A 24,845-nucleotide genomic window follows, 5' to 3' on the forward strand; every position below is an offset into this window, starting at 1 on the left:
CGCTCAACAAGGCGTGTCTATTGCGGGCGGAACAATCGGCATAGTCCGGCTCATCATCGCTGCTTGACAATCCGCGCCGCTATCGCCCTGGCCTGAATGCGGGCGTTGGCGAAACAACCGCGAATGCTCGGCCGCATGCCGGTAAACCACAGACCGGGCAATTTCGGATCGGCATCGCCGCCGTTGAAAAGCGGAACGCCCTTGCCGTCGAGAACGCCGAGCTTGCCGAACATCTGGTCCAGACCGGTGCGATAGCCGGTCGCCGCAATGACGATATCGGGCGTGATCAACCTGCCGTCATTCAATACGATGCCGTCTGGGGTAAATTCCCGCAATGGTGGCACCACCACGATCGTGCCTGCCTTTATGGCGCGAACCGCGCCGTCATCGGCTGCGATCGCGGTGTAGTCGGCGCTCAGACGGCTCGCACCGCCTATGGGAGCCGGCGGAAGCCCAAATTTCGTCAGGTCGCCGAAAACCAGGCGCTGGGTTGTCGCCATCACCGCATCGGCCAGCCGCACCGGCAAGCTCGCCATCAACGGTGAAAGCCTGTGGACGGCGACCTTGCCGATGCGTTTCGGCAGCAGCGACGGGCCGTTGCGGGCCGACAGCCAGATGCTTTGGGCATCTGCATTCGCAAGATGGTTGAGTGCGTCGAACCCCGAATTGCCGGCTCCGACGACCAGCACCTTTTTGCCGACGTAGTCCTTCGCCTCGCCAAAATCGGCCGAATGGATAATCCGGCCTGCAAAATCCTTCATGCCTTTCCACGCGGGAATAAACGGCTGCCGGTCGCGCCCGGTGGCGACGACGACATGGCGCGCCAGACGACGTCCGGAGTTCGTCCGCACGGTCCAGTGATCGCCGTCGAACGTGATCTCTTCAACGGCAACGCCGAATGCGACCGGCAGACCATGCGCCTGGCTGAAATCGTTCAGATGGCGAATGACGGCCGATTTATGCGGAAAAGCCGGGGTGCCTGCGGGATAGCCGATGCCGGGCAGCGTCGAGAGATCGCGATGCGTATTGAGGTGCAGCCGCTGGTGCCGCCGATGCCAGGGTTCGGCAAGCCGGCTCTCCTTTTCCAGGACGAGCGTCGGTACGCCGGCCTTCATCAAGGCGTGGGCGGCGGCAAGGCCGGCCGCGCCGGCCCCGACCACGATCGCGCCGTCAAAGACGGTTTCCCGACCGGTTTGACTGCGCAATTTTTCCGCTTCCATGCTGGGGCTCAACAGATCCTGACCCGTCTTATCACGCCGCGGCGGTCGCGACCGGCGCGACATTTGGTCGTTTTGCCGCATTTGACAAGACTTTGGCCGAAATCGCTCCCATATGCGATATCGAACCATCCACGATTCGTCGCGGCACGGCCCCGCTTCCCGCCGCAACCTGTTGTTAACCAACAATGTTCGCTCTTTCTTATCCATTGCCGCCGACACTCCGGCCCAGCGGATTTTGCGATCCGGGACTGAACCCGGATCGAACCGCCAAACTGAGCCAGTTGTGCAGCCGGCGCCGGACGACTACCTTGTTCCAAGGCATGATGCCGTTCGAAATCGCCGAGAAAAGCCTTCATGAAGGTCGTTGAACGCTACATCATGCGCCGTGCTTTCGCGGTATTCGCGCTGGCGCTCGTCTGGACGCTGGCGATCGTCTGGACGACTCAGGTGCTCGCCCGCATCGACCTCGTCACCGATAGCGGTCAGTCGGCCCTCACCTTCTTCGAAGTCGCAGCGCTGATCATCCCGACGATCGTTCCGATCGTCGTGCCGTTCGCCCTGGTGGTCGCGGTCGCCCAGATCCTCAGCGTGATGAATTCGGATTCGGAGCTGGCCGTCATCAATGCCGCCGGCGCTTCACGCTGGACCATCGTCAGGCCGATCATGCTTCTGGCACTTGCAGCCAGCGTTTTTTCCTTCGCCGTCGACAATGGCGTCGACCCTTACGCACGCCAGAAGAACCGCGAGTTGATTGCGTCGTCGCGTGCCGATCTGTTGTCGTTGATCATCCAGGAAGGCACCTTCCGCAAGATCGATGACGGCCTGTTCCTGCAGGTTGGCGAACGGCTTCCCGACAACCGTCTCGGCGGCATCTTCGTCGCCGATTCGCGCGAAGAAGGCGTCAATCTCATCTACTACGCCAAGACCGGCAGCATCATCGAACGCGGCGACGAGAAGGTGCTGATGATGAATGACGGCGTCATCCATCGCAAAACCATGACCGGCGACCTCTCGGTGATCCGGTTCACCTCTTACGCCTTCGACTTGTCCGCTTTCATGTCGGCATCATCTGACATCCTGCTTTTGCCGAAGGACCGGACGACCCAGTATCTGCTCAATCCCAGTCCGAACGACAAGATGTACCAGCAAAAGCCGAACAGGTACCTGGCCGAGCTCAACCAGCGTTTTTCCGAGTGGTCCTATTCGCTCGTCTTCGCGCTGATCGCGCTCGCCGTCGCCGGAGACGCACGCTCGCATCGCGAGGCACGTGTGCACCCGCTGATCACGGCAATCGCGATCGCACTGTTCGTGCGCTGGCTCGGGTTCTTTGCCGCCGGCAAGGCCGACAAGGTGCCGCAATATGCCTATATGGTCTACGGCGTCCCGATCGTGGCATCGGCGATCGCCATCTGGTTCATCGTGTCCAACCGGACCATGGAACTGCCGGTTGCCTGGGCCGATTGGATAACCAATCTTGCCGGCCGCTTCAGTGACGGCTGGGGCGCCATCAAGCTCCGTTTTGCCAGGCGTGGCGCATCCGGACAGGGGGCCGGCTGATGGGCTGGACTCTGGGTCGGTACTTCTTCTTTCGCTATGTGACGATCACCATCTGGTTCTTCATCGGCCTCTTGGCGCTGGTGTTCCTGATCGATTTCACCGAGCTTTCCGGCCGCACGACCGGCGTGCCGGGCTTCACCTACGCAACTGCGTTCGCCATTTCGGGGCTCAGGATGCCGATGATCATGCTGCAGACGGTGCCGTTCGTCGGCCTGTTCTCGGCGATGGCGACGTTGGTGTCGCTCAACCGCAAATATGAACTGGTCATTGCCCGTTCCGCCGGGGTTTCCGCATGGCAATTCCTGCTGCCGTGCTGCATCGGGGCGCTGCTGTTTGGAGCCTTGTCGGTCGGCGTCATCAATCCGGTAGCCGCGCACGCCTATTCCTGGTCCGAGGAGATCGAGACCCAGCTCCGTTCGGGCAAGTCGAACAGCGTCTCGGCCGATGCTGCGCCCTGGATCAGGCAGAAAACCAACGCCGGCGACACCATCATCGGCGCGCGCGCCATTCTCAATCAAGGCCTGGAGATGGCCGACGCGGTCTTCTTCAGCTTCAGCCCGCAAGGCGACATCATCGAGCGCAAGGATGCGGCGCGCGCCTTTTTGCGGGACGGCTACTGGGAACTGCAGGACGTCAAGGTGTTCCGGGACGGTACCATCCAGTCGTTACCCAGCGATCGGCTGCCGACCAATCTCAAGCCGGAATTCGTGCAAGAGCGGTTGGCGCGCCCTGAGACCATTCCCTTCTACGATCTGCCCGGCAAGATCGAAGTGGCCCGCTCCTTCGGCCTCAAGGCAAATGCCTTCGCCATGCAGTTCAATTCCCTGATTGCGCTGCCCTTCCTGCTTGTCGCGATGACGCTGATTGCGGCAACGGTATCAATGCGATTTGCGAGGATGGGGCAGTCGGCAACGATGATTCTGGGTGGCATCGTGGCCGGGTTTCTGCTTTATGTCGTTTCGGTGCTGGTCAAGGCATTCGGCGTAGCGGGATTCGTACCCACGGCCGTAGCGGCTTGGGTCCCGGTTGTCGTGGCTATGTTCTTCGGGGTGACATTCCTGCTATACAAGGAAGACGGCTAGTGAGGGAGGCGGTTTTGCGCAGCCATAGGCACGCCGGTTTGGCACGCCTCTCTGCGGCGAGCGCCTTGGCATGCCTGCTTGCCAGCGCCGCCCCGGTTGCTCCGGCTTTTGCCCAGGACGTCAGTGAGCTGGCAACGAAGGTTCCGAGCGGCACGCAGATGCTGCTGGCAGCCGATACGCTGGTCTACGACAACGACAAGCAGACCGTGACGGCCGTCGGCGGCGTCCAGATCGACTACGGCGGCAACCGTCTCGTCGCCCAGCGGGTCGAATACAACCGCAACACCAAACGCCTCGTCGCCAGCGGCAATGTCGAACTCGTCAATAGCGACGGCACCAAAATCTATTCGCAGCATGCCGACATCACTGACGATTTCGCCGACGGCTTCGTCAACGCGCTGCGGGTCGAGACCATAGACAAGGCGTATTTCGCCGCCGAAAGCGCGGAGCGCATGGGCGGCGTGCTGACGACGTTCCACAATGGCGTCTACACCGCCTGCGAGCCGTGCGAGGACAAGCCCGACAAAGCGCCGACCTGGCGTATCAAGGCCAGGAAGATCATCTGGAACGGCGAGAAGAAGACGGTTCGCTTCGAGAACTCGAATTTCGAGTTCTTCGGCTTTCCGCTGGCCTATCTGCCGGCTTTCGAGATCGCCGACCCAACGGTCAAGCGCAAGAGCGGCTTCCTAATCCCCGGCGTCGCCTACAAGAGCGATCTCGGCGTCGGTGTCAAAGTCCCTTATTATTTCGCGCTCTCGCCGACCTACGATCTCACTGTCACTGGCAGCGGCTATACCAAGCAAGGTTTCCTCGGTGAGGCCGAGTGGAGGCAGCGCTTCAACAACGGTCAGTACAGCCTGAAGATTGCGGGCATCCGGCAGGAGAATCCCGACGCCTTCATCGACGACAATGGCCACAACGTGAATTCGGGTACCGAAGGCGACCCGAACAGGTTCCGCGGCATGATGGGCACCCAGGGCCAGTTCGCCATCAACCCGCGCTGGGACTTCGGCTGGGACATCCTGCTGCAGAGCGACAAGAATTTCGCGCGCACCTACGACATCGATGGCTTCAACGATAGCGTGCACCGCTCCGAGGTGTACCTGACGGGGCTCAACGATCGCAATTACTTCGACGTGCGCGCCATGCACTTCGAGGTTCAGGAAGACACGCTCGCCAGCGATCCGACTGCACGCGCCGCCAAGCAGCCCTGGGTGCTGCCCTCGCTCGACTACGCCTATATCCCCGACATGCCGGTGGCCGGCGGGCAGCTGTCGTTCGACGTCAACGCGCGGGTCATTGACCGCGACAGGCTCGATACGGCTCTTGCAAATTCGGGCATCCCTTCGTCCGTCAACAACGTCCGCGGCATCGACGGTCAATCCGGCCGCCTTACCGCGGAAGCCGAATGGAAGCGCACCTTCACCACCGATGGCGGGCTTCTGCTGACACCGCTCCTGGCGCTGCGCGGCGACGCCGGCTACGTCAACGCCTCCTCGGCCTCGCTCGACGCCATCAACCAGATGGCGACCAATCTCGGCGTCGAGGACGATATGCGTTCATCGCTTGCCCGCTACATGGCGACCGCCGGCCTTGAGATGCGCTGGCCGGTGCTGTTTTCGATGACCAGTTCCAGCCATGTCTTCGAACCGATGGCGCAGGTATTCATGCGTCCGAACGAGCAATATGTCGGCGGGCTGGCGGTCCCCAACGAGGACGCCCAGAGCTTCGTCTTCGACGCCACGACGCTGTTCGAGCGCGACAAATTCTCGGGCTATGACCGCATGGAAGGCGGCACACGCGCCAATGTCGGGCTGCGCTATTCCGGCGCATATGACAATGGCTGGGGCACCAATGCGGTGTTCGGCCAATCCTACCAGCTCGGCGGCCAGAACTCGTTCGGCACGCCGGACCTGGTCAATGTCGGCGCCTATTCGGGTCTTGAAACTGCAACCTCCGACTATGTCGGCCTTGTCGGCTTCAACAGCCCCAGCGGGTTTTCCGGCTCGGTCAGCGGCCGTTTCGACGAGCAAAGCTTCGAGATCCGCCGCGCTGAGGTAAAGGCCGCCTTTTCAGGCCTGCCGGTATCGCTGAGCGCCAAATACGCCTTCATCCAGGCGCAGCCGCTCTATGGCTTCTCGACCGATCGCCATGAGGTTACGCTCGGCGCCTCGACACATCTTGCCGAGAATTGGCGCGTCTTTGGCACCGGCACATATGATCTGGAGCAGAGCGTTCTGGTCAAGGACGGGGTCGGCTTTGCCTATAGTGATTCGTGCTTTACCTATTTGATGACGTTTTCGGAAAGACGTGACCTGAACACCAAGGAAGTATCGCAGAACGTCGGCTTCAACCTGTCGTTCCGCACGCTCGGCGATTTCGGCTCGTCGCAACGCTCCATCGACACCATTCAATAACGGGCAGCGGTCGGCAACGGGGCGGCTGGCGGACGACATTGTTTCGCCGCATAGAGCAGGCACGAATTTTGACGGCCTGAACTGGGATAGGTTCGGCTGAATCGGGATGGAATTGGGATGCTTTCGATGAGGAAATACCTCTTTTCGGCAGGGTTCGCGCTGCTGGTGGCGTTCTCGACCACCGCGGTGACGCGGCCAGTTTTCGCCACCGAGATCAAATACGTCGTCAACAATATACCGATCACCACCGGCGACATCCAGCATCGGGCCGCTTTCCTGCGCCTGCAGCACAGAAAGGGCGATGCCGGCCAGGAAATGATCGACCAGACGCTGCGTCTGGCCGAAGCCCGGCGGCTCGGCATCCGCATCAGCGACGCGCAGGTCGATGCCGCTTATCAGCGTTTCGCCACCAGCAACAAGATGCCGCTCAAGCAGCTTGACGGCGCGATGGCGCAATCCGGCGTCACCAAGGAGCATTTCAAGGAGTTTATCCGGGCACAGATGGCCTGGAACCAGGCGCTGACCGCGCGTTCCCGTTCCGGAGACGGTGGCGGCGCAATGAGCGAGCAGGACCTCGTCAAGCGCATGCTCGAAAAAGGCGGCAGCAAACCGAGCGCCACAGAGTACATGCTGCAGCAGGTCATCTTCGTGGTGCCGGCCGCCGAGCGAACCGCGACGCTGGCCAAGCGCAAACGCGAAGCCGATGCCATGCGCGCCCGCTTCAACGGCTGCAACACCACCCGCGAATTCGCCAAGGGCCTGATCGATGTCACCGTTCGCGATCTCGGCCGGGTGCTGGCGCCCCAATTGCCGGCGGACTGGGCCGAGCAGATAAAGGCTACAAAGGTCGGCGGCGCCACCACGACGCGCGAAACCGACCGCGGTGTCGAATTCATCGGCATCTGCTCGTCGCGCGAAGTGTCAGACGACAAAGCCGCGCAGATGGTGTTCCAGAGTGAAGGTTCGAACGACAAGAACGCCGACGAACTCTCGAAGAAATATGTCGAGGAGTTGCGGAAGAAAGCCCGCATAATCGAGCGCTGAAGTCGAAGCGCCGTGGCTGACGCAGAGCTTCCGCTGGCGTTGAGCGTCGGCGATCCGTCCGGCGTGGGGCCGGACATCGCCATCGCTGCTTGGCAGGCCCGCGATAGCGCTGGCGTTCCGTCTTTTTATCTCCTTGCCGATCCGGCACTGATTGCCGCGCGGGCGCACAGGCTCGGCACCGATATCGCGATTGCCGAGACGACGCCGGCGTTAGCGCCGGGGGTGTTTTCGCGCGCGCTGCCGGTGGTGGCGCTTGCTGCCCGTTTCGTCGACAGTCCCGGCCGCCCGGATCCAGCCAACGCCGCCGGCATCATCGAGGCGATCGACCGCGCCGTTGCCGACTGCCTGGCTGGCCGCGCTGCCGCGGTCGTCACCTGCCCCATCGCCAAGAAGCCGCTCTACGACGCCGGCTTTCGCTTTCCCGGCCACACCGAATATCTGGCGCATCTGGCATCGCTTCACACCGGCACCGAAGTGACGCCTGTGATGCTGCTTGCCGGACCGGACCTGCGCACCGTGCCGGTCACCATCCACATCGCGCTGGCCGAGGTGCCGAAAGAGCTGACGACGGACCTTATCGTCGCCACCGGCCGCATCACCGCCGCCGACCTTGCGAACCGCTTCGGAATTGCCAAGCCGCGGCTCGCCGTTGCCGGCCTCAACCCGCATGCCGGCGAAGGCGGCACCATGGGCACCGAAGACGAGCGGATCGTGCGCCCGGCAGTCGACCGGCTGAGGCAGGAAGGGATCGACGCCTTCGGGCCATTGCCGGCCGACACGCTGTTTCATGCTCGCGCCCGCGCCGGCTACGACGTGGCGCTCTGTATGTATCACGACCAGGCGCTGATCCCGGCCAAGGCGCTGGCGTTTGACGAGGCGGTCAACGTCACGCTCGGCCTGCCCTTCGTCCGCACCTCGCCCGACCACGGCACCGCCTTCGACATCGCCGGCAAGGGCATCGCCCGTGCCGGCAGCCTGATTGCAGCGCTGAAACTCGCTCGCGTTCTTGCCGATACCGGGAAAAGGCCGTAGGCCCTGAGCCCAATCAGCCAAATTCGATGGCCTTAACCCGATGAGCCCGCCTGATGAGCCCAGCCCGATGAGCATAGACGGCCTGCCGCCACTGCGCGAGGTGATCGAGCGCCATGGGCTGCAGGCGAAAAAGGCGCTGGGCCAGAATTTTCTGCTCGACCTTAACCTGACAAGCAAGATTGCGCGAACCGCCGGCGACCTGAGCGACGTTACGGTTATCGAGGTCGGTCCCGGTCCGGGCGGGCTGACTCGTGCCCTGCTCCTCAACGGCGCCCGGCGGGTCGTCGCGATCGAGCGCGACGAGCGCTGCCTGGCGGCCTTGGCCGAGATCGCGAACCACTATCCGGGTCGGCTCGAGATCGTAGCCGGCGATGCGCTGAAAGCTGATTTTGCAGCGCTTGCAAAAGGAGTGCCGGGAAGCGGCGGGTCGGCGAAAATCGTTGCCAACCTGCCCTACAATATCGGCACCGAATTGCTGATCCGCTGGCTGACCGTCACCGAGTGGCCGCCGTTCTACACATCGATGACGCTGATGTTCCAGCGCGAGGTCGCCGAACGCATTGCAGCCAGCCCCGGCAGCGAGGCCTATGGTCGGCTCGGCGTGCTGGCCGGCTGGCGGACGGAGGCGAGGATTGCCTTCGACGTACCGCCGCAGGCGTTCACGCCGCCACCCAAGGTGACGTCCTCGGTGGTGCATCTTGTGCCGCGTGCCAACCCCTTGCCGGCAGAGGTGAAACGGCTCAGCCGCGTCACCGAAGCGGCATTCGGCCAGCGCCGGAAAATGCTGCGGCAGAGCGTGAAAAGCCTCGGCGGCGAGGCACTGCTCACCCGCGCCGGCATCGATCCGACCAGGCGTGCGGAGACGCTCAGCGTCGAGGAATTCGTTCGCCTGACCAACGCGGTGTGATGCCGGGAAGCGTCCGCGTGGAATTTCCGCTCTCATGGCATAGATAGCCGGACAAACCCTGCCCGGAGACAAACAGTGGCCGCCTATGTCATTTCCGACGTCACGATCCGTGACGCAGAGGCTATCGAAGCCTATCGCGCCAGCGCGGCTGCCTCCATCGCCCAGCATGGCGGGCGCTATCTGGTACGCGGCGGCGAGGTGGAAAGGTTGGAAGGCGACTGGTCTCCCGGGCCGCTGATCATCGTGGAATTCCCCGACATGGACACGGCGCGGCGTTGGTACCGCTCCGCCGAATATGCCGCGGCATTGGAACTGCGCGACGCCGCGCTCAGCCGCAATCTGATCCTGGTCGCGGGGACAGCGCCTTGATCAATCCGTCTTTTCGTCGAGCAGCCCCGAGACGAAATCGAACAGGCCCGGCCGGCGATCGCGTCTGAGCCGTTCGGCCGTGACGATGCCCCGCACCTCGGCGAAAGCGCGGTCGAGATCGTCGTTGACTATGACGAAATCATATTCCTTCCAGTGCTCGATCTCGTTGCGGGCGTTCTTGAGCCGCGTCTCGATCACCGCTTCCTGGTCCTCGGCGCGACGCTTCAGCCGCGCCTTCAATTCCTTCATCGATGGCGGCAGGATGAATATCGAGACGATGTCGGCGCGCATCTTCTCCTTGAGTTGCTGAGCGCCTTGCCAGTCGATGTCGAACAGCATGTCGCGGCCTTCGGCCAGCGCCTGTTCAGCCGGCTCGCGCGGCGTCGCGTAGCAATTGCCGTGCACCTCCGCCCATTCGAGCAGCGCATCGGAATCGCGCAGCCGCTCGAACTCGCGCATGGTACGGAAGTGGTAATGGACGCCCTCGATCTCGCTGCCGCGGCGTGGCCGCGTGGTGACCGAGACCGACAATTCCAGGCTGGAATCGCTCTCCAGCAGATTGCGCGCAATCGTCGACTTGCCGGCGCCTGACGGCGACGACAAGACCAGCATCAGCCCGCGGCGCCGAATGCGGGAACCCACATCCCTAGCGGTCATGGGGCTTGGCAGTCATGTGGCTTGGCATCGGGATCATTCCAGATTCTGGACCTGTTCGCGAAACTGGTCGACGACCGCCTTCAGTTCCAGCCCGATGGCGGTGACCGCGGCAGCATTCGACTTGGAACACAGCGTATTCGATTCGCGGTTGAATTCCTGTGCCAGGAAATCGAGCTTGCGGCCGATGGCGCCACCGCCGGCGAGCAGTGCCCGCCCCGACGCCACGTGTGTCTTCAGCCGGTCGATTTCCTCGCGTATGTCGGCCTTGGTGGCCAGGAACGCCGCTTCCATATGCAGCCGGCTGGCGTCCAGGTTGGCAGACGCGTCCATCAACAGGCGGATCTGCTCGGCGAGCCTTTCGCGGATCGTGGCCGGTTCGCGTGATGGATCGGCCTCGGCCCGCAGCGTCAGCGCCTCGATGGCATCGATATGGCCGGACAGCAGGGAACGAAGTGCCGCACCTTCGCCCTGGCGCGCCTGCTGCAGCCCGTTCAGTGCTGCTTCCAGCGCCGACAGTATTGCGGTATCGAGCGCACTGCGCGCCTCTTCGGTTTCGATGGTTTCGGGAATGTCGAGGACGCCGCGCAGCGCAAGCAGGCCGTCGGCCGCCGCAGGGGCTACTCCGAACTGCTCCTGCAGCCGCTTGGCCAAGCCCGCCAGATCCTTCAGGAAAGCCTCGTTGACCACGGGTTGCGCTTGAGCGCCGGCGGCGCGGCCAATGGTCAGCGTCATCTGGAAATTGCCGCGCGCAAAACGCTTTTGCACCGTCTGCCGGACGGCCGGCTCCAGCCGGTCGAAACCTTGCGGCAGCCGCAGCCTGACCTCGACGCTTTTGCCGTTGACGGACTTGGCTTCCCAGGCAATCGAAGTGCCGTCGTGTTCGGCGACACTGCGCGCAAAACCGGTCATGCTCTGCAAGTTCATGTAGCCGTGCGTCCCTTTGCCGAATGCCCCTCAAGCCGGAGCGATTTTCTCCGGACAGGATCATGTGAATTTCAATGCCATAGCAGCCCTTGCACATCCACCCGGACATGCACAGGGCCAACCTGATGGCGTCCGGCCCTACTGGGCGGCGGTGGCGCCCGCATCGTCAACGATGGCTCCCGCCGGCGTGTCGGCTCCGGTATTGGTTGCCCCGGCCTTGGCGGCGTCCTGCGCCTGCTTTTTCAGCAGTGCCCGGTAGCGAGCGACATTCTCGTTATGCTCATCGAGCGTCGAGGCAAAGACGTGCCCGCCGGTGCCGTCGGCGACGAAGTAGAGATCGCTGGTCTTCGACGGATTAGCGACTGCCTCCAGCGCCGCACGGCCGGGATTGGCGATCGGCGTCGGCGGTAAGCCGTTGATCAGATAGGTGTTGTAGGGCGTCGGCTTCTGGATGTCCGACTGATAGATCGGGCGGTCGATGGGTTTGCCCTTGCCGCCGAACAGGCCGTAGATGATGGTCGGGTCCGACTGCAGCCGCATACCCTTGGCCAGCCGGTTGAGGAAGACGGCGGCTACGCGCGAGCGTTCATCGCCCTTGCCGGTCTCCTTCTCGACGATAGAGGCTAGGGTGACAAAATCCTCAACGTTGGCGATCGGCAAATCCGGCGCTCGGCGCTGCCAGACCTCGTCGACCAGCTTCTTCTGGTCGGCCAGAAGCTTGTCGACCATCTGCTGGCGTGTTGCTCCGCGGGTGAAACGCAGCGTGTCGGTGGCGAGGCTGCCCTCAGGTGGAGTGGTCGACGGCATATCGCCGGTCAGCGCGTCCTGCTCGGCAATCCGTTGCAGCGCCTGCGCGACCGTCAGCCCCTCGGGGATAGTCAGCGAATACATCACCGACTTGCCGCTCTTCAGCAGTTCCATGATATCGTGCATCGACGCCTGCGGCTTGATCTCGTATTCGCCGGCCTTCAGGGCGGAATCATTGCCGAAGGCGCGCACGCCAAGGCGGAAAATGCGGGCGTCGCTGATCAGCCCTCGCCGCTCAAGCTGGTCGGCGATCTCCTGGACGCCGCTATTCGGCTTGACCAGGAAAGTGTCGCCATTGGCCGACGGGCCGGGCTCGTTGAACTCCTGCTTGCCGAAATACAGCGCAACGCCTGCCGCCAGCACCATCAGCATCACCGAAGAGATGACGAAGTTCATGAACACGACGAACTGGCTGCGCGAGGCACGCGAGCGCTTCGGCGGCGGCGTGCCGGCCTCGGGCCGCAACGCCTCGCTGGCCGTCTTCGGCACGATCGGGCCGGGCGTTGCTGCCCGTTGCCCGAATTCCCCGTTATCGGCCGGATTTGTGTTCATAGCGCCCTACCATTTGATCTTGCGACGAATCCCCTCGGGCAGAGTAGGGGCGAATATGGCAAAATTGACGGCAGACGGAAACCGGCAGAGCGGTCAGCCATTGTAGCGCTGGAAGACGAGCGAGGCGTTGGTGCCACCGAAGCCGAAGGAGTTGGACAGCGCCACGTCGATCTGCCGGGCCCGCGGCTTGTGCGGCACCAGGTCGATCGCCGTTTCGCGCTCCGGATTGTCAAGATTGATGGTCGGCGGCGCGATGTTGTCGCGAATGGCGAGGATCGAAAAGATCGCCTCGGCAGCGCCAGCCGCGCCCAGCAGGTGGCCAATCGACGATTTGGTCGACGACATCGATATCTTCGAGGCGGCGTTGCCGACCAGCCGCTCGACGGCGCCGAGTTCGATCGTATCGGCCATGGTCGAGGTGCCGTGCGCGTTGATGTAGTCGACATCGGCCGGCGTCAGCTTCGCCCGGTTCAGCGCCGCGGTCATGCAACGGAAAGCGCCGTCGCCGTCTTCGGCAGGCGCGGTGATGTGATAGGCGTCACCGGTCAGACCGTAGCCGGTGACCTCGGCATAGATCTTGGCGCCGCGGGCCTTGGCGTGTTCGAGCTCCTCGAGCACGACAACGCCGGCGCCCTCGCCCATGACGAAGCCGTCGCGATCGCGATCATAGGGGCGTGAGGCCGTTTGTGGCGCGTCGTTGCGCTCGGTGGAGAGCGCGCGGCAAGCGGCGAACCCGGCGATCGACAGTCTCGTCACCGGCGCTTCGGCGCCGCCTGCGACCATAACGTCGGCATCGCCCCAGATGATCAGCCGGGCGGCATCGCCGATGGCGTGCGCACCGGTCGAGCAAGCGGTGACGACGGCATGGTTGGGGCCTTTCAGCCCATGCCGGATCGAGACCTGACCGGAGACGAGGTTGATGATCTGGCCAGGGATGAAGAATGGGCTGATGCGGCGCGGACCGCGTTCCTTGAGGATCATCGCATTCTCGGCGATGCCTTCGATGCCGCCGATGCCCGAACCGATCAGCACGCCGGTGGCGCACTGTTCCTCATGCGTCTTCGGCTGCCAGCCGGAATCCTTGAGTGCCTCGTCGGCGGCCGCGATCCCGTACAGGATGAAGTCGCCGATCTTGCGCAGTTCCTTCGGCTCGAGAACGGCTTCAGGATTGAAAGTGCCATTGGAGCCGTCACCGCGCGGAATGACGTGGGCTACCTTGCAAGCAAGGTCTTCCACCTCGAATTCGGTGATGCGCTTGGCTGCGCTGCGGCCGGTCAGAAGCTCCTTCCAGCTGTGCTCGAAGCCCATGCCGAACGGCGAAAGCAGCCCAAGGCCCGTGACGACGACACGCCTCATCGCAGGTCCTCCCCGGTGATGACTGCAAATAGCGTCAGGCGGAGGCCTTGTCGATGTATTTCACCGCATCGCCAACAGTCAGGATGGTCTCGGCGGCGTCGTCCGGGATTTCGACACCGAACTCTTCTTCGAACGCCATGACAAGTTCGACCGTGTCGAGGCTGTCCGCGCCCAGATCATCGATGAAGCTCGCCTGCTCCGTCACCTTGTCGGCATCGACGCCAAGGTGCTCGATGACAATCTTCTTGACGCGCTCTGCGGTGTCACTCATTTGGGCATCCTCGTCTTTTGGTTGTCTGTCTTCGTTAGCGGGCAGAATGCCGCTAATCAAGCTGAAAGATGGTCCTGCCGGAAACGCAGCGGAACAGGACCGGTTTTTGCCCGAACCGCCGGGTTGCGGGCGGCATTACACGAAAAATCCCGTGCATCCAAGACGGAATGAAGCGTTTTCCCAAGTGTTAGATCATTGCCATGCCGCCATTCACATGAATGGTCTGGCCGGTGACGTAGGCTGCCTCGTTAGAAGCTAGGTAGGCGACGGCAGAGGCGACTTCGGCGCCCGTGCCCATGCGCCGGGTCGGGATCGCCGCCATGATCGCCTCTTTCTGCTTGTCGTTGAGCTTGGCGGTCATCGCCGATTCGATGAAGCCTGGGGCGACGCAGTTGACGGTGATATTGCGGGTAGCGATCTCCTGCGCCAGCGATTTGGAAAAGCCGATCATACCGGCTTTGGAGGCGCAGTAATTGGTCTGGCCGGGATTGCCGGTGACGCCGACCACCGAAGTGATGTTGATGATACGGCCATGGCGGCGGCGCATCATCGGATGGGTAAGCTCGCGGGTCAGCCGGAACACGGCGGTCAAGTTGACCTCGATCACGCTATCCCAGTCGGCGTCAGCCATGCGCACGAACAACCCGTCCTTGGTAATGCCGGCATTGTTGACGAGGATGTCGACGCCTTCGAGGTCGGCCTCCGCCTTCTGGCCGAGCGCCTTGACGTCGTCGCGGTTGGAAAGATTGGCCGGGAAAAGCTTGACCCGGTCGCCCAGTTCGGCGGCCAGCGCCTCCAGTTTCTCGATACGTGTGCCATGCAGGCCGACGATGGCGCCCTGGCCGTGCAGCACGCGGGCGATCGCCTCGCCGATACCTCCCGATGCGCCGGTGACGAGCGCCTTGCGGCCGGTCAATTCGAACATTCTTGCCTCCTGATCTGAGCGAACACCCTTCGCATGGAGCGGGGTCAAATCGCCAGTTGATTATGCAAGCGCCGCCAGCGCCGCCTCGACATCCGCCGCGGATCCGATGGCAGTGGTGGCAATATCGCGGTTGATGCGGCGGGCCAGCCCCGACAGCACCTTGCCGGCGCCCACTTCGTAAAGCGTCGCAACGCCGTTGCTGCCGAACCACTCCACCGTTTCGCGCCAGCGCACGCGCCCGATCACCTGTTCGACGAGTCGGCGGGCGATCTCGTCGGGATCGCTCGTCGGGGTCACCGTAACATTGGAGACCAGCGGCACGACCGGCGCACTCTTCGTCACGGCGGCCAGCGCCTCCCGCATGATCTCGGCCGCAGGCTTCATCAATGTCGAATGGAAGGGCGCCGAGACCTGCAGCATCAGCGCCCGCTTGGCGCCCTTCTCCGTGCATAGCCTCGCCGCCAGTTCGACCACTGGCCTGGCGCCGGAGATCACCAGCTGGCCGCCGCCATTGTCATTGGCGATCTGGCAAACCAAGGCTTGTGCGGGATCTTTGGCGGCGCCCTGGGCGGCCTCTGCGCAAGCGGCTTCGACGTCGGCCTGTTCCAGCCCGATGATCGCCGCCATGGCGCCCTCGCCGGCCGGCACAGCCGCCTGCATGGCGTTGCCGCGGATGCGCAACAGCCGGGCGGCGTCGGCGACCGAAACGAAACCTGCGGCCGCAAGTGCCGAATATTCGCCGAGCGAGTGGCCGGCGACATAGGTGACCTTGCCGTTCAGGGAGAAGCCGCGCGCCTCCAGCGCCCGGATTGCGGCAAGCGACACCGCCATCAGCGCCGGCTGGGCGTTGGCGGTCAGCGTCAGCGTCTCTTCCGGGCCTTCCCAGATCAGCTTCGATAAGTTTTCGCCGAGCGCGTCGTCAACTTCCTCGAAGATCCGCCGCGATTCCACAAAGGTATCGGCGAGGTCCTTGCCCATGCCGACAGCCTGGCTCCCCTGCCCCGGAAAGGTGAATGCGATGGCCATCGGCGGCTCCCAGCTGCTGGTTCACGTTGCCTGTGACGCAAGGCGTGCGGCCAAGTCAAGTCCAACCTTGATCGCGTAATATCGGCCGAGTGCCTGTTTCGGCAGGCTTTTTGGCGATCACTCATGATGAAAACCGCTCACGATTTGTTTGCTGGCTCTTCTTATTTCCGCCGCAGGCGCTAAGCTTTGCGTGACAGTTCGATGACAATCGAGTGACGCTTTTGTTGCGGGCCGGGGAACTATTGAAGTGGCAAAGACCAAGCAGAGCGCAGCCGAGGCGGCGCCCCAGTTTCTTGAAGGCGATCCGTCGACCGGCTATCTGCCGGCGCGCAAATGGCCTGTCATCCGCTATGGCCTTATCAGCTTGCTGGCTGCGGCCATCCTTGTGTTTGCCATCGAACTGATCGTGCGCGGCAACTTTGCCGGCACCATTGATTTCTTTCTGCAGCCTTTCAAACCCGGCTGGACCACGATCATCATTTTTGCGCTGATCCTCATCGGCCTCGACGCCGTGCTCGGCCGCAGTCACCAGAGCCTGATGATCGTCGCGCCGCTGACATTGTCGCTGGCGTTCGTCGGCCACCAGAAGTCGCTGTATCTCGGCGATCCGCTCTATCCGACCGATTTCCTCTATTCCCGGCAGATCGTGGCATTGATGCCGCTTCTGGTACGCGATCGCCCGGGAACCGCCATTGCCCTGGCGATCGGCATCGTCGGCGGGCTGTCGCTGCTCGTCTATGGCTGGCGGCTATGGCGCCGCCGCGTTCCGGCACTCAGCCACAAGGGCCGCCTTGCCCGGCTGACGCTGACGGTGCCGCTGATCGCCTTCTTCGTCTCCATCATGGACTATGCCACTTTCTCGTGGACACGCGACCGGCTGCAGATCATCCCGATCATGTGGGACCAGAAGGAAAACTATGCCTCGAACGGTTTTGCGCTCGCCTTCGCGCTGAACGTCCCGATGGCGCATGTCTCGGCGCCGCCCGGCTATTCCGGCAAGGCGATCGAAGCGATCGGCAAACCGCAGGTGACGGCTTCGGTACCCGCCGAGAAGCCCGACATCATCGTCGTCATGAGCGAATCCTTCTGGGATCCGACCAAGCTACCCGGCGTCACCATCACGCCCGACCCTATCCCCAATGTGCGGGCACTGCGCACGGGTTACATGTTCTCGCCCGAGTTCGGCGGCATGACGGCCAACATCGAGTTCGAGGCCCTGACCGGCTTTTCCAACGCCTTCCTGCCGGCGGGCAGCATTCCCTACCAGCAATATGTGCGGACACCGACTCCCTCGCTGGCGACCTTCCTGAAAAGTCAAGGCTACCGGGCGCGCGCTATCCATCCCGGCACTAACTGGTTCTGGAACCGGGGGGCCGTCTATGCCGATTTCGGCTTCAACGACTTCAAGTCCGAGGAGACGTTGCCGCCCATGCAGAAGCGCGGACCGCTCGCGTCGGACGCTGCGATGACCGACGAGATTATCCACGAAGCCGATACCAGCGCCGAGCCGGTCTTCTTTTTCGCCGTCAGCCTGCAGAACCACGGGCCGTATGAGCCGTATCGCTATAACAATCCGACCCACAAGGTGCAGGCGCCGATCAGCCAATGGGCGCGTGAATCGCTGTTGAGCTATGCCGAAGGCTCTTCCGACGCGGACCGCGGCCTCGAGCGGCTGATCGAATGGGCGAAGAAACGCGAGCGGCCGACCGTCATCGCGTTCTTCGGCGACCATCTGCCGCCGCTTGGGCCGGTCTACGTCGAGACCGGCTTCCTGAAGGACAATGTTGCGCCGCGCAAGGAGGCGGCCGACCAGATGCTGCTGCACCACCAGACGCCGCTGATCGTCTGGTCGAATCGCAGCGGCCCGGCCGAGGATCTGGGCGCCGTCAGCCCGTCCTTCCTGCCCTACCATATCCTGAAGACAGCCGGCATCAGCCATCCCTATTACACCGGCTTCCTCGGACAGTTGCGAGAGCGCTACCGCGTTATCGACCGCAATTTGCTTTTGGCACCGGGGGGCGACGCCACCCCCGATTGGTCGCGTCAGAAAGAGATCGATCCGGCAATCCGCGACTTCCGTCTGCTGCAATACGACATGATGTTCGGCAAGCGCCATGCGGCGCCCGATTTCTTCCCCGAAACCACAGGCAAAGTGGCTGCACACACGAGTTGAGCAGCGGCGGCGGGAGAGCGGCCGACGTCGTTCAGTTCGTCAAGTGCAGCTGCGAAATCGAGCTTCCGATTTTCAGGAAGACGCTTTCGAGCTGACTGACGTCGTTGGTCGGGTAATAATCCGACGGCGACGATGCGCAGGCCTCGTAAAGCTTGCGGTTGGCTGCGGTGTCGGCCTGCAGCAGCACTGTGAATATCTGCACGTCCTGCTTCTTCAATGTGTTGCATACATTGGTTGTCCAATCGTCGACATTGCGCGCAGCCGCGGTCTGGTCGCTGGATCCAAACCGACCCGAGGCCAGGAATCCGTAGGAGCCATAGTCCGACTTCTGTGGCGTATCCTTCGCGCCATAGACAACATTCTCGCCGTCGGTGAGCAGCAGCACCGTTTTGGTCGTGCCTGACGCCCTGAACGGCGCGCCGTCGCTGTAAGGCGGTTCCGGCGAGAGCACCCGCATCCCCCATGACAAGCCTTCCGAAACATTGGTCCCCGAGCCGTTCCATTCGATCATCTCACCGACGGCCTTCCGCAATTTGTCGAAATCATCGGTCAGCGGCACTATCGGCGTCGGACAGGCCCGGTTTGGGCCGATAGTCAGTGGGCCTCTCTTGTCGTTGATCAGCTTCATCGTCGAAACACTGTACTTCGCCATGTCGCTGGTGAGGCCGGGAAGCACGGTGACAACGGTATCGTCGAGATAGGAATTGTTGTAGCCGGTCGCTGAATTGCCGTAGGAGCTGGTTGGATTTTTAGCGTTACCTGGATCGTCCGGCGCGAAATAGGGTACGAACAGGGTGTCCGGTTTGTTTTGGTCGGGCGAAATGTCGGAAACATTGTTGGTTCCGGGCCGCGCTTCGACGCAGCCTCTCCATTCGACGCCCAATTGCTTGAACAGGTCCATATGGTTGACGCGCTTGCCGCCGACCAAGGGGAAATTGGCGCCATTGTTCGGCGATTTGCCGGCCATGTCGATCCAGGCCGGATCGTAGTCCTCGCCCTTGACGTTGACCGCGGTGACGAACGGCACCACCGCTACACGTACGCTGCGCGTCGGCGACTTCGCCGTTTCGAGCATGTCGATCAGGGCCGTCGCCGCCGTCCGCAATGCGCCGATGCGATCGTTGCTGGCCATCGACCCGGTATTGTCGAGCACCAGCACGACTTCGAGCTGATTGGTCGATTCGACGGCGCCGGCATCGACGGTGATGCGCTTGTCGTTGCCGAACAGGAAGGCGAAGTTCAAATTGACGTCGGCCATGGCGACAGCCTTTGTCTGGATGTAATTGAGGCCCCTTTCCACGGTAAGCGTCGCTTCGGCGTTCCTCAACTCGCTGTGGCCGGCGACATTGGTCTGGAAGTAGCGGTCGAAGACGTCCTTGCGCGAAGCCTCGATGTCGCCGAGATGCGAAGATGCAAGGTTCGCGGCATCGAGCGCGTTCTGCAAGCTGACCTTGGCCCTCATCAAGGTGGACACGTCCACGGCAAAGGCGACGGCGGTCAGAACCGCAGGCAGCCCGAACGCCAGCATCAGGGCAAAGTTGCCGCTCTTCGAACGGCAGAATTTGTCGAAAAGCATTTTTGTCCCCAAAACCGCCTTGCTGCCGACCTCGCACAGACTGTTTGCTTTTGCATCCGCATGATGAACGACGGGTTGCCGCCACGCCCGCCGGTGCTGGAACTTCGCATGGTGGTTAAGGTCCGGTTTCAGGAAATCCGTACGCCTTGCCGTCGAGGCCCGTGGCGCTCTGGGACGGTAGGGCCGTTTGCCCTGTCGTTTGGCCTTGCTTTGCGGTCAAATTCCTGTATAGACGCCCGCAATCTGCCGGTCCTTGCTGGGGGCTGAACGGAGGGCCGGAGGTTTTTCGAAACCTTCGCGTGAAGCCAGAAGCGCTTCCGCCTCCCGTGTCTCCGCTCTCGACCGTCTCGTCATGCTCCTTTCTTCCCCGCCTTCGCAAGGATTGCGGGTCAGAGAAGTTGCAGAGGCTTTTGCCGCCGGGAACCGGGAGAGAAACGAAGAAAGGCACGAACACTATGGCTCTATACGAACATGTGTTTCTTGCCCGGCAGGACCTCTCGCAGCAGCAGGTCGATGCGCTTGTCGAACAGTACAAGGGCGTCATCACCGCGAATGGCGGGTCCGTCGGCCGGGTCGAGAACTGGGGACTGAAGTCCCTCACCTACCGGGTCAACAAGAACCGGAAGGCATATTATACACTCATGGACATCACCTGCCCGCCGGCCGCGCTCAATGAAATGGAGCGCCAGATGGGCCTGTCCGAGGACGTGCTGCGTTTCCTGACCATCAAGGTCGATTCGCATGAGGAAGGTCCGTCGGCAATGATGCAGAAGCGCGAAGAGCGCTCGGAACGCGGCGGCTTCGGCGACCGCGACCGTGGCGATCGTGGCCCGCGCTCATTCGGCGACCGCGATCGCGGTGACCGTGGTGATCGTCCGCCGCGCAGCTTCGGCGATGGCGGTGCCGATCGTGGCCCGCGCCGTCCGCGCGAAGGCTTTGAAGGAGCCGCAGAATAATGGTCGACATCAACCAGATCCCAACCCGGCGCCCCTTCCACCGTCGCCGCAAGACTTGCCCGTTCTCCGGCGCCAACGCGCCGAAGATCGACTACAAGGACGTGCGGCTTCTGCAGCGCTACATCTCCGAGCGCGGCAAGATCGTGCCATCGCGTATCACCGCCGTCAGCCAGAAGAAGCAGCGCGAACTCGCCAAGGCGATCAAGCGCGCCCGCTTCCTCGGCCTGCTGCCCTACGTGGTCCGCTAACACTTCAGGCGGGCGGTTCGCCGCCCGCTTTTTCACCGGCCACGACGGGCGTAGCCGGATCGAACACCAAATCCCGGGTTGGATTTCGACAAGAGATCCTAACTGCCGCGACAGGCAGGACAGCGACACAGGCGGCGACGCCCCAGCTTCCTGACCTGTTCCAGACAACTCGGCGCCGATCCTGAGGATAGCGCCCAAGCGAAGGAACAAAACCATGGAAGTCATTCTTCTCGAACGCGTTTCCCGCCTCGGCCAGATGGGCGATACCGTCAAGGTCAAGGACGGGTTCGCCCGCAATTTCCTGCTGCCGCAAGGCAAGGCGCTGCGCGCCAACGAAGCTAACAAGAAGAAGTTCGAGGGACAGCGGGCCCAGCTCGAAGCCCGCAACCTGGAGCGCAAGTCCGAAGCCGCGCAGATTGCAGAAAAGCTCGACGGCAAGAGCTTCATCGCCGTGCGCTCGGCCGGCGAAACCGGTCAGCTTTATGGTTCGGTCTCGACGCGCGACATCGCCGAGCTGGTGACGGCGGAAGGTTTTTCGGTCAACCGCAACCAGATCCTGCTCAACCAGCCAATCAAGACCATCGGCGTCACCAATGTGGCGATCGCACTGCACCCGGAAGTCGAGGTTACCATCACGCTCAACATTGCCCGCACGGCCGACGAAGCCGAGCGCCAGGCCAAGGGCGAAACACTGACCACCGCCGAAGCCATCTACGGCGAGGACATCAACGATAATGCGCGGCCGGAAAACTTCTTCGATCCGAATGCCGAGTTCGAAGGCGGCGAAGACAACAGCTGATCGTGATTCGTCGGCATTCGCCGGCTAATCGCTATTCTGGACCAATGCCCGGGCCTCGTACCCGGGCATTTTTATGCCAAATGGAACTTTTCGAACCCCTATATCTTGATGCAGAATAGGACAGCATGTCTGGCCGAGAGGGGACAATTGGTCATGAATATTCTGCTGAAACGCGTTCTCGACCGCCTGGTCCGCATAGGCAATCTCAAGGTGACAGGGCCGCAAGGCTCGATGGTGACTTTCGGTGACGGCAGCGGCGAGCCGGTGCACATGCACATCAAGACAAGGCATGCCGAGCGCGCAATAACCTTCGATCCGATGCTGGCGGTGCCGGAAGCCTACATGGACGGTGAACTCGACATTCTCGAGGGCGGCGTGCTGGGGGTGATGCGGATTGCTTTCCAGAACATGGGCAGCGGCGGTATCGATGCCACCTGGTCGAAGGCGATCGAAGGTCTGCGCCACGCCTTCCGGCGCCTGCAGCAGATCAACACGGCGTCGCGGGCGCGCCGCAACGTGCAGCGCCATTACGATCTGTCGGGCGATCTCTACCGCCTCTTCCTCGATGAGGACATGCAGTATTCCTGCGCGCATTTCGAGCAGCCGGACATGACGCTCGACGAGGCACAAGCGGCCAAGAAGCGCCATATCGCCGCCAAGCTCAGGCTGAAGGCCGGCCAGACGGTTCTTGATATCGGCTCCGGCTGGGGTGGGCTTGGGCTCTATCTAGCCAAGGCGTTCGACGTCGACGTGCAAGGCGTGACGCTGTCGACCGAGCAGCACGGCGTCGCCACCGACCGCGCCCATGCGCAAGGCCTGCAAAACCGGGTGCATTTCGACATCAAGGACTATCGCGAGCTCAATGAACGTTTCGACCGCATCGTCTCCGTCGGCATGTTCGAGCATGTCGGGGTCAATCATTTCCGCACCTTCTTCGACAAGTCGGCGACGCTGCTGAAGCCGGACGGCGTCATGCTGCTGCACACGATCGGCCGCTCCGGCGTGCCGTGGGCAACCAGCGCCTTCATCCGCAAGTACATCTTCCCGGGCGGCTACATCCCGTCACTCTCCGAAGTGATGCCGGCCATCGAGAAATCGGGGCTCGTCGTCACCGATATCGAGGTCCTGCGGCTGCATTATGCGGAGACGCTAAAGCATTGGGGCGAGCGCTTCGCCGCCAACCGCGACAAGGCCAAGGCGATTTATGACGAGCGCTTCTGCCGCATGTGGGAGTTCTATCTTGCCGCCTCGGAAGCCGCTTTCCGCTGGCAGGATCTGGTGATTTTCCAAATCCAGATTGCCAAGAAGAACGACACGCTGCCGATGACGCGCGACTACATGGCCAGTTGCGAGAAGGCGCTGGAGATGCGCGATCTTGGACGTCGTGAAAAGGCTTCTGCGGCCAAGCCCACTCGCCGCCGCAAGGTGGCGGATCCGGAGTAGACTGCCTGCGATTGCACCATTGCCGCTTGCCATTGCCGGCCGGCACGCTGAAAAGGGTCCCGTCAACGCGGGACCTTTTTTCATGACCTACCTCCTCTACGTCGCCGCCGCACTTGCCGAGATCGCCGGCTGCTTTTCGTTCTGGGCGTGGTGGCGGCTGGACAAGTCGCCGCTGTGGTTGGCGCCCGGTCTCGTCTCGCTCGTGCTATTCGCGTGGCTGCTGGCGCTGGTCGACACCAGCGCGGCGGGCCGGGCCTATGCCGCCTATGGCGGCATCTACATTGCCGCCTCGCTGGCCTGGCTGTGGCTGGCGGAAGGCGTGCACCCCGACCGCTGCGATCTTGCCGGTGCCGCGATCTGCATCGTTGGCGCCTCGGTCATTCTGCTCGTACCTCGGACTGCCTAAGCGATGGAACTGCCCATCCCGCTTAGACAAGGCGTCGAGCGCCTTCTCGAACAGGTGCCGTTGCCGATGCTTAAGCAAGCGGCAAAGACGCTGTCGGACCGCTACCGCGCCGAGTTGCGCGACGGCCGCCTGCACATGGCCGAGGAGATGGCGGTGAAGGCCTATCTGGCAACGCGGCTGCCGGCGACCTATGCCGCCATCCGCGCCAGCCTCGATGCGGTCAGCGAGGCACGGCCGGATTTTTTCCCAAAAACCCTGCTCGATGTCGGCGCCGGCCCTGGTACGGTGCTTTGGGCCACAATCGATCTCTGGCCGGATCTCGAACAGGCGGTGCTGCTCGAGGCCGGTGCCGCGGTGCGACGCGTCGGCGAAGCGCTTGCCGCCGAGGCGGTCACTGCCAGGACCGCCTGGCGGACCGGCGATGTCACTATCGACCTGGCCGAGCTGGAGCCGGCCGAGCTGGTGACTTCAGCCTATGTGCTGGATGAGATCGCGCCGGCATCGCTGGCAAAACTCGTCGACCGGCTCTGGCAGCTGACCGCAGACACGCTGCTGGTGGTCGAGCCGGGCACGCCGGCCGGCTGGCAGCGTATTCTTGCCGTGCGGCGGCAGTTGATCGAGGCGGGCGCGCACGTGCTTGCGCCCTGCCCGCATGAGGCGCCCTGCCCGCTCGTCGCCCCCGATTGGTGCCATTTCGCCCGCCGCGTCGCCCGCTCGCGCCTGCACCGTCTGGCCAAGGATGCCGAGGTGCCGTGGGAGGACGAGAAATTCATCTTTGTCGCGGCCTCCCGCCATCCGGCCGCTCCGCTTCGAGCGCGAGTGATCGCACCGCCGAAGTCGGGCTCCGGCAAGGTCTTGCTGAAGCTTTGCCAACAGGATGGGGGTGCTGCCGAGCGACTGTTCACCAAGCGCGACGGCGAGACGTTCAAGGCCGCGCGGCGACTGGATTGGGGTGATGCCTTGCCGGAATGACCGGCAGCTATTTTCCTGTTTTGTTCTCGCCCGAGAACGGCTAGGCTCGCCATCTTGATTCGAGTCAATCGAGATTCTTTCCACCGGAAGATCCTGGCTGTGAATCGCGGGCATCAAAGTTGGTTG

23 protein-coding genes are annotated in these 24,845 nt (G+C 62.8%); 14 read left to right on the top strand and 9 right to left on the bottom strand.

From position 1 onward, the window contains the following. Positions 1-53 precede the first annotated feature (53 nt). A complete protein-coding gene (locus tag X773_RS58750; RefSeq protein WP_023677693.1) occupies positions 54-1,220 on the bottom strand; it encodes an NAD(P)/FAD-dependent oxidoreductase in 1,167 nt (388 codons plus the stop codon). 354 nt (positions 1,221-1,574) lie between these two features. Between X773_RS58750 and lptF the strand changes: the two genes are divergently transcribed. The 7 genes from lptF (at position 1,575) to X773_RS58785 (ending at position 9,628) form a co-directional block, all read left to right on the top strand. Then, positions 1,575-2,777 carry an LPS export ABC transporter permease LptF gene (gene lptF, locus X773_RS58755; protein ID WP_023677694.1) on the top strand — a complete coding sequence of 401 codons (1,203 nt, stop codon included), beginning with the start codon at positions 1,575-1,577 and terminating at the stop codon, positions 2,775-2,777. Continuing rightward, positions 2,774-3,859 (top strand): LPS export ABC transporter permease LptG, encoded by a 1,086-nt coding sequence (gene lptG / locus X773_RS58760; protein ID WP_023677695.1) that lies wholly within the window; start codon positions 2,774-2,776, stop codon positions 3,857-3,859. The genes lptF and lptG overlap by 4 nt, the downstream gene beginning before the upstream one ends. Beyond that, positions 3,859-6,276 (top strand): LPS-assembly protein LptD, encoded by a 2,418-nt coding sequence (locus X773_RS58765; protein WP_023677696.1) that lies wholly within the window; start codon positions 3,859-3,861, stop codon positions 6,274-6,276. Before lptG ends, X773_RS58765 begins: the two co-directional genes overlap by 1 nt. Before the next feature lie 117 nt (positions 6,277-6,393). Then, the gene (locus X773_RS58770) at positions 6,394-7,320 is read left to right on the top strand and encodes a peptidylprolyl isomerase (RefSeq protein ID WP_023677697.1); all 927 of its coding nucleotides are present in this window, start codon (positions 6,394-6,396) and stop codon (positions 7,318-7,320) included. A gap of 12 nt (positions 7,321-7,332) precedes the next feature. Further along, on the top strand, positions 7,333-8,352 hold the full coding sequence (gene pdxA / locus X773_RS58775; protein ID WP_023677698.1) for a 4-hydroxythreonine-4-phosphate dehydrogenase PdxA: 1,020 nt from the start codon (positions 7,333-7,335) through the stop codon (positions 8,350-8,352). Between the two features lie 67 nt (positions 8,353-8,419). After that, positions 8,420-9,259: a 16S rRNA (adenine(1518)-N(6)/adenine(1519)-N(6))-dimethyltransferase RsmA gene (gene rsmA, locus X773_RS58780; protein ID WP_023677699.1), complete on the top strand. Its 840-nt coding sequence runs from the start codon at positions 8,420-8,422 to the stop codon at positions 9,257-9,259. Positions 9,260-9,334: 75 nt separating this feature from the next. After that, positions 9,335-9,628: a DUF1330 domain-containing protein gene (locus X773_RS58785; protein WP_023677700.1), complete on the top strand. Its 294-nt coding sequence runs from the start codon at positions 9,335-9,337 to the stop codon at positions 9,626-9,628. Here X773_RS58785 and gmk read toward each other — a convergent pair whose 3' ends face one another. The 7 genes from gmk to fabD all read right to left on the bottom strand — a co-directional run bounded on the left by gmk (position 9,629) and on the right by fabD (position 16,146). Continuing rightward, entirely contained in the window at positions 9,629-10,285 is a 657-nt protein-coding gene (gmk, locus tag X773_RS58790; protein ID WP_023677701.1) for a guanylate kinase, read from the bottom strand. A gap of 33 nt (positions 10,286-10,318) precedes the next feature. Then, on the bottom strand, positions 10,319-11,209 hold the full coding sequence (locus X773_RS58795) for a YicC/YloC family endoribonuclease (protein WP_023677702.1): 891 nt from the start codon (positions 11,207-11,209) through the stop codon (positions 10,319-10,321). 138 nt (positions 11,210-11,347) lie between these two features. After that, entirely contained in the window at positions 11,348-12,568 is a 1,221-nt protein-coding gene (gene mltG, locus X773_RS58800) for an endolytic transglycosylase MltG (protein WP_023677703.1), read from the bottom strand. Between the two features lie 93 nt (positions 12,569-12,661). Further along, positions 12,662-13,924 (bottom strand): beta-ketoacyl-ACP synthase II, encoded by a 1,263-nt coding sequence (gene fabF, locus X773_RS58805; RefSeq protein WP_023677704.1) that lies wholly within the window; start codon positions 13,922-13,924, stop codon positions 12,662-12,664. A gap of 34 nt (positions 13,925-13,958) precedes the next feature. Beyond that, entirely contained in the window at positions 13,959-14,195 is a 237-nt protein-coding gene (locus X773_RS58810; protein WP_006203723.1) for an acyl carrier protein, read from the bottom strand. Positions 14,196-14,382: 187 nt separating this feature from the next. After that, positions 14,383-15,120, bottom strand: a complete 738-nt coding sequence (gene fabG / locus X773_RS58815) for a 3-oxoacyl-[acyl-carrier-protein] reductase (RefSeq protein ID WP_023677705.1) — start codon at positions 15,118-15,120, stop codon at positions 14,383-14,385. A 60-nt stretch (positions 15,121-15,180) separates the two neighbouring features. Next, entirely contained in the window at positions 15,181-16,146 is a 966-nt protein-coding gene (fabD, locus tag X773_RS58820) for an ACP S-malonyltransferase (RefSeq protein WP_023677706.1), read from the bottom strand. A gap of 247 nt (positions 16,147-16,393) precedes the next feature. On the opposite strand from fabD, the gene X773_RS58825 reads away from it, so the two are divergent. Beyond that, a complete protein-coding gene (locus X773_RS58825; RefSeq protein WP_023677707.1) occupies positions 16,394-18,319 on the top strand; it encodes an LTA synthase family protein in 1,926 nt (641 codons plus the stop codon). 31 nt (positions 18,320-18,350) lie between these two features. Here the strand turns inward: X773_RS58825 and X773_RS58830 are convergent, their stop codons facing one another. Next, the gene (locus X773_RS58830) at positions 18,351-19,895 is read right to left on the bottom strand and encodes a pilus assembly protein (RefSeq protein WP_023677708.1); all 1,545 of its coding nucleotides are present in this window, start codon (positions 19,893-19,895) and stop codon (positions 18,351-18,353) included. Between the two features lie 455 nt (positions 19,896-20,350). Here X773_RS58830 and rpsF point away from each other — a divergent pair, with 455 nt between their 5' ends. The 6 genes from rpsF (at position 20,351) to X773_RS58860 (ending at position 24,719) form a co-directional block, all read left to right on the top strand. Further along, entirely contained in the window at positions 20,351-20,851 is a 501-nt protein-coding gene (gene rpsF / locus X773_RS58835) for a 30S ribosomal protein S6 (RefSeq protein WP_023677709.1), read from the top strand. After that, positions 20,851-21,099, top strand: coding sequence for a 30S ribosomal protein S18 (gene rpsR, locus X773_RS58840; protein WP_006203718.1), 249 nt, complete (start codon positions 20,851-20,853; stop codon positions 21,097-21,099). Before rpsF ends, rpsR begins: the two co-directional genes overlap by 1 nt. Before the next feature lie 214 nt (positions 21,100-21,313). Further along, a complete protein-coding gene (gene rplI, locus X773_RS58845) occupies positions 21,314-21,898 on the top strand; it encodes a 50S ribosomal protein L9 (protein WP_023677710.1) in 585 nt (194 codons plus the stop codon). Positions 21,899-22,051: 153 nt separating this feature from the next. Next, positions 22,052-23,341 (top strand): cyclopropane-fatty-acyl-phospholipid synthase family protein, encoded by a 1,290-nt coding sequence (locus X773_RS58850; RefSeq protein ID WP_023677711.1) that lies wholly within the window; start codon positions 22,052-22,054, stop codon positions 23,339-23,341. 82 nt (positions 23,342-23,423) lie between these two features. After that, on the top strand, positions 23,424-23,747 hold the full coding sequence (locus tag X773_RS58855) for a YnfA family protein (protein ID WP_023677712.1): 324 nt from the start codon (positions 23,424-23,426) through the stop codon (positions 23,745-23,747). A 3-nt stretch (positions 23,748-23,750) separates the two neighbouring features. After that, a complete protein-coding gene (locus tag X773_RS58860) occupies positions 23,751-24,719 on the top strand; it encodes a small ribosomal subunit Rsm22 family protein (RefSeq protein WP_023677713.1) in 969 nt (322 codons plus the stop codon). Positions 24,720-24,845 lie beyond the last annotated feature (126 nt).

The sequence above is a fragment of the Mesorhizobium sp. LSJC280B00 genome, assembly GCF_000502835.1.
In the GTDB taxonomy this organism is placed as follows: Bacteria; Pseudomonadota; Alphaproteobacteria; order Rhizobiales; family Rhizobiaceae; genus Mesorhizobium.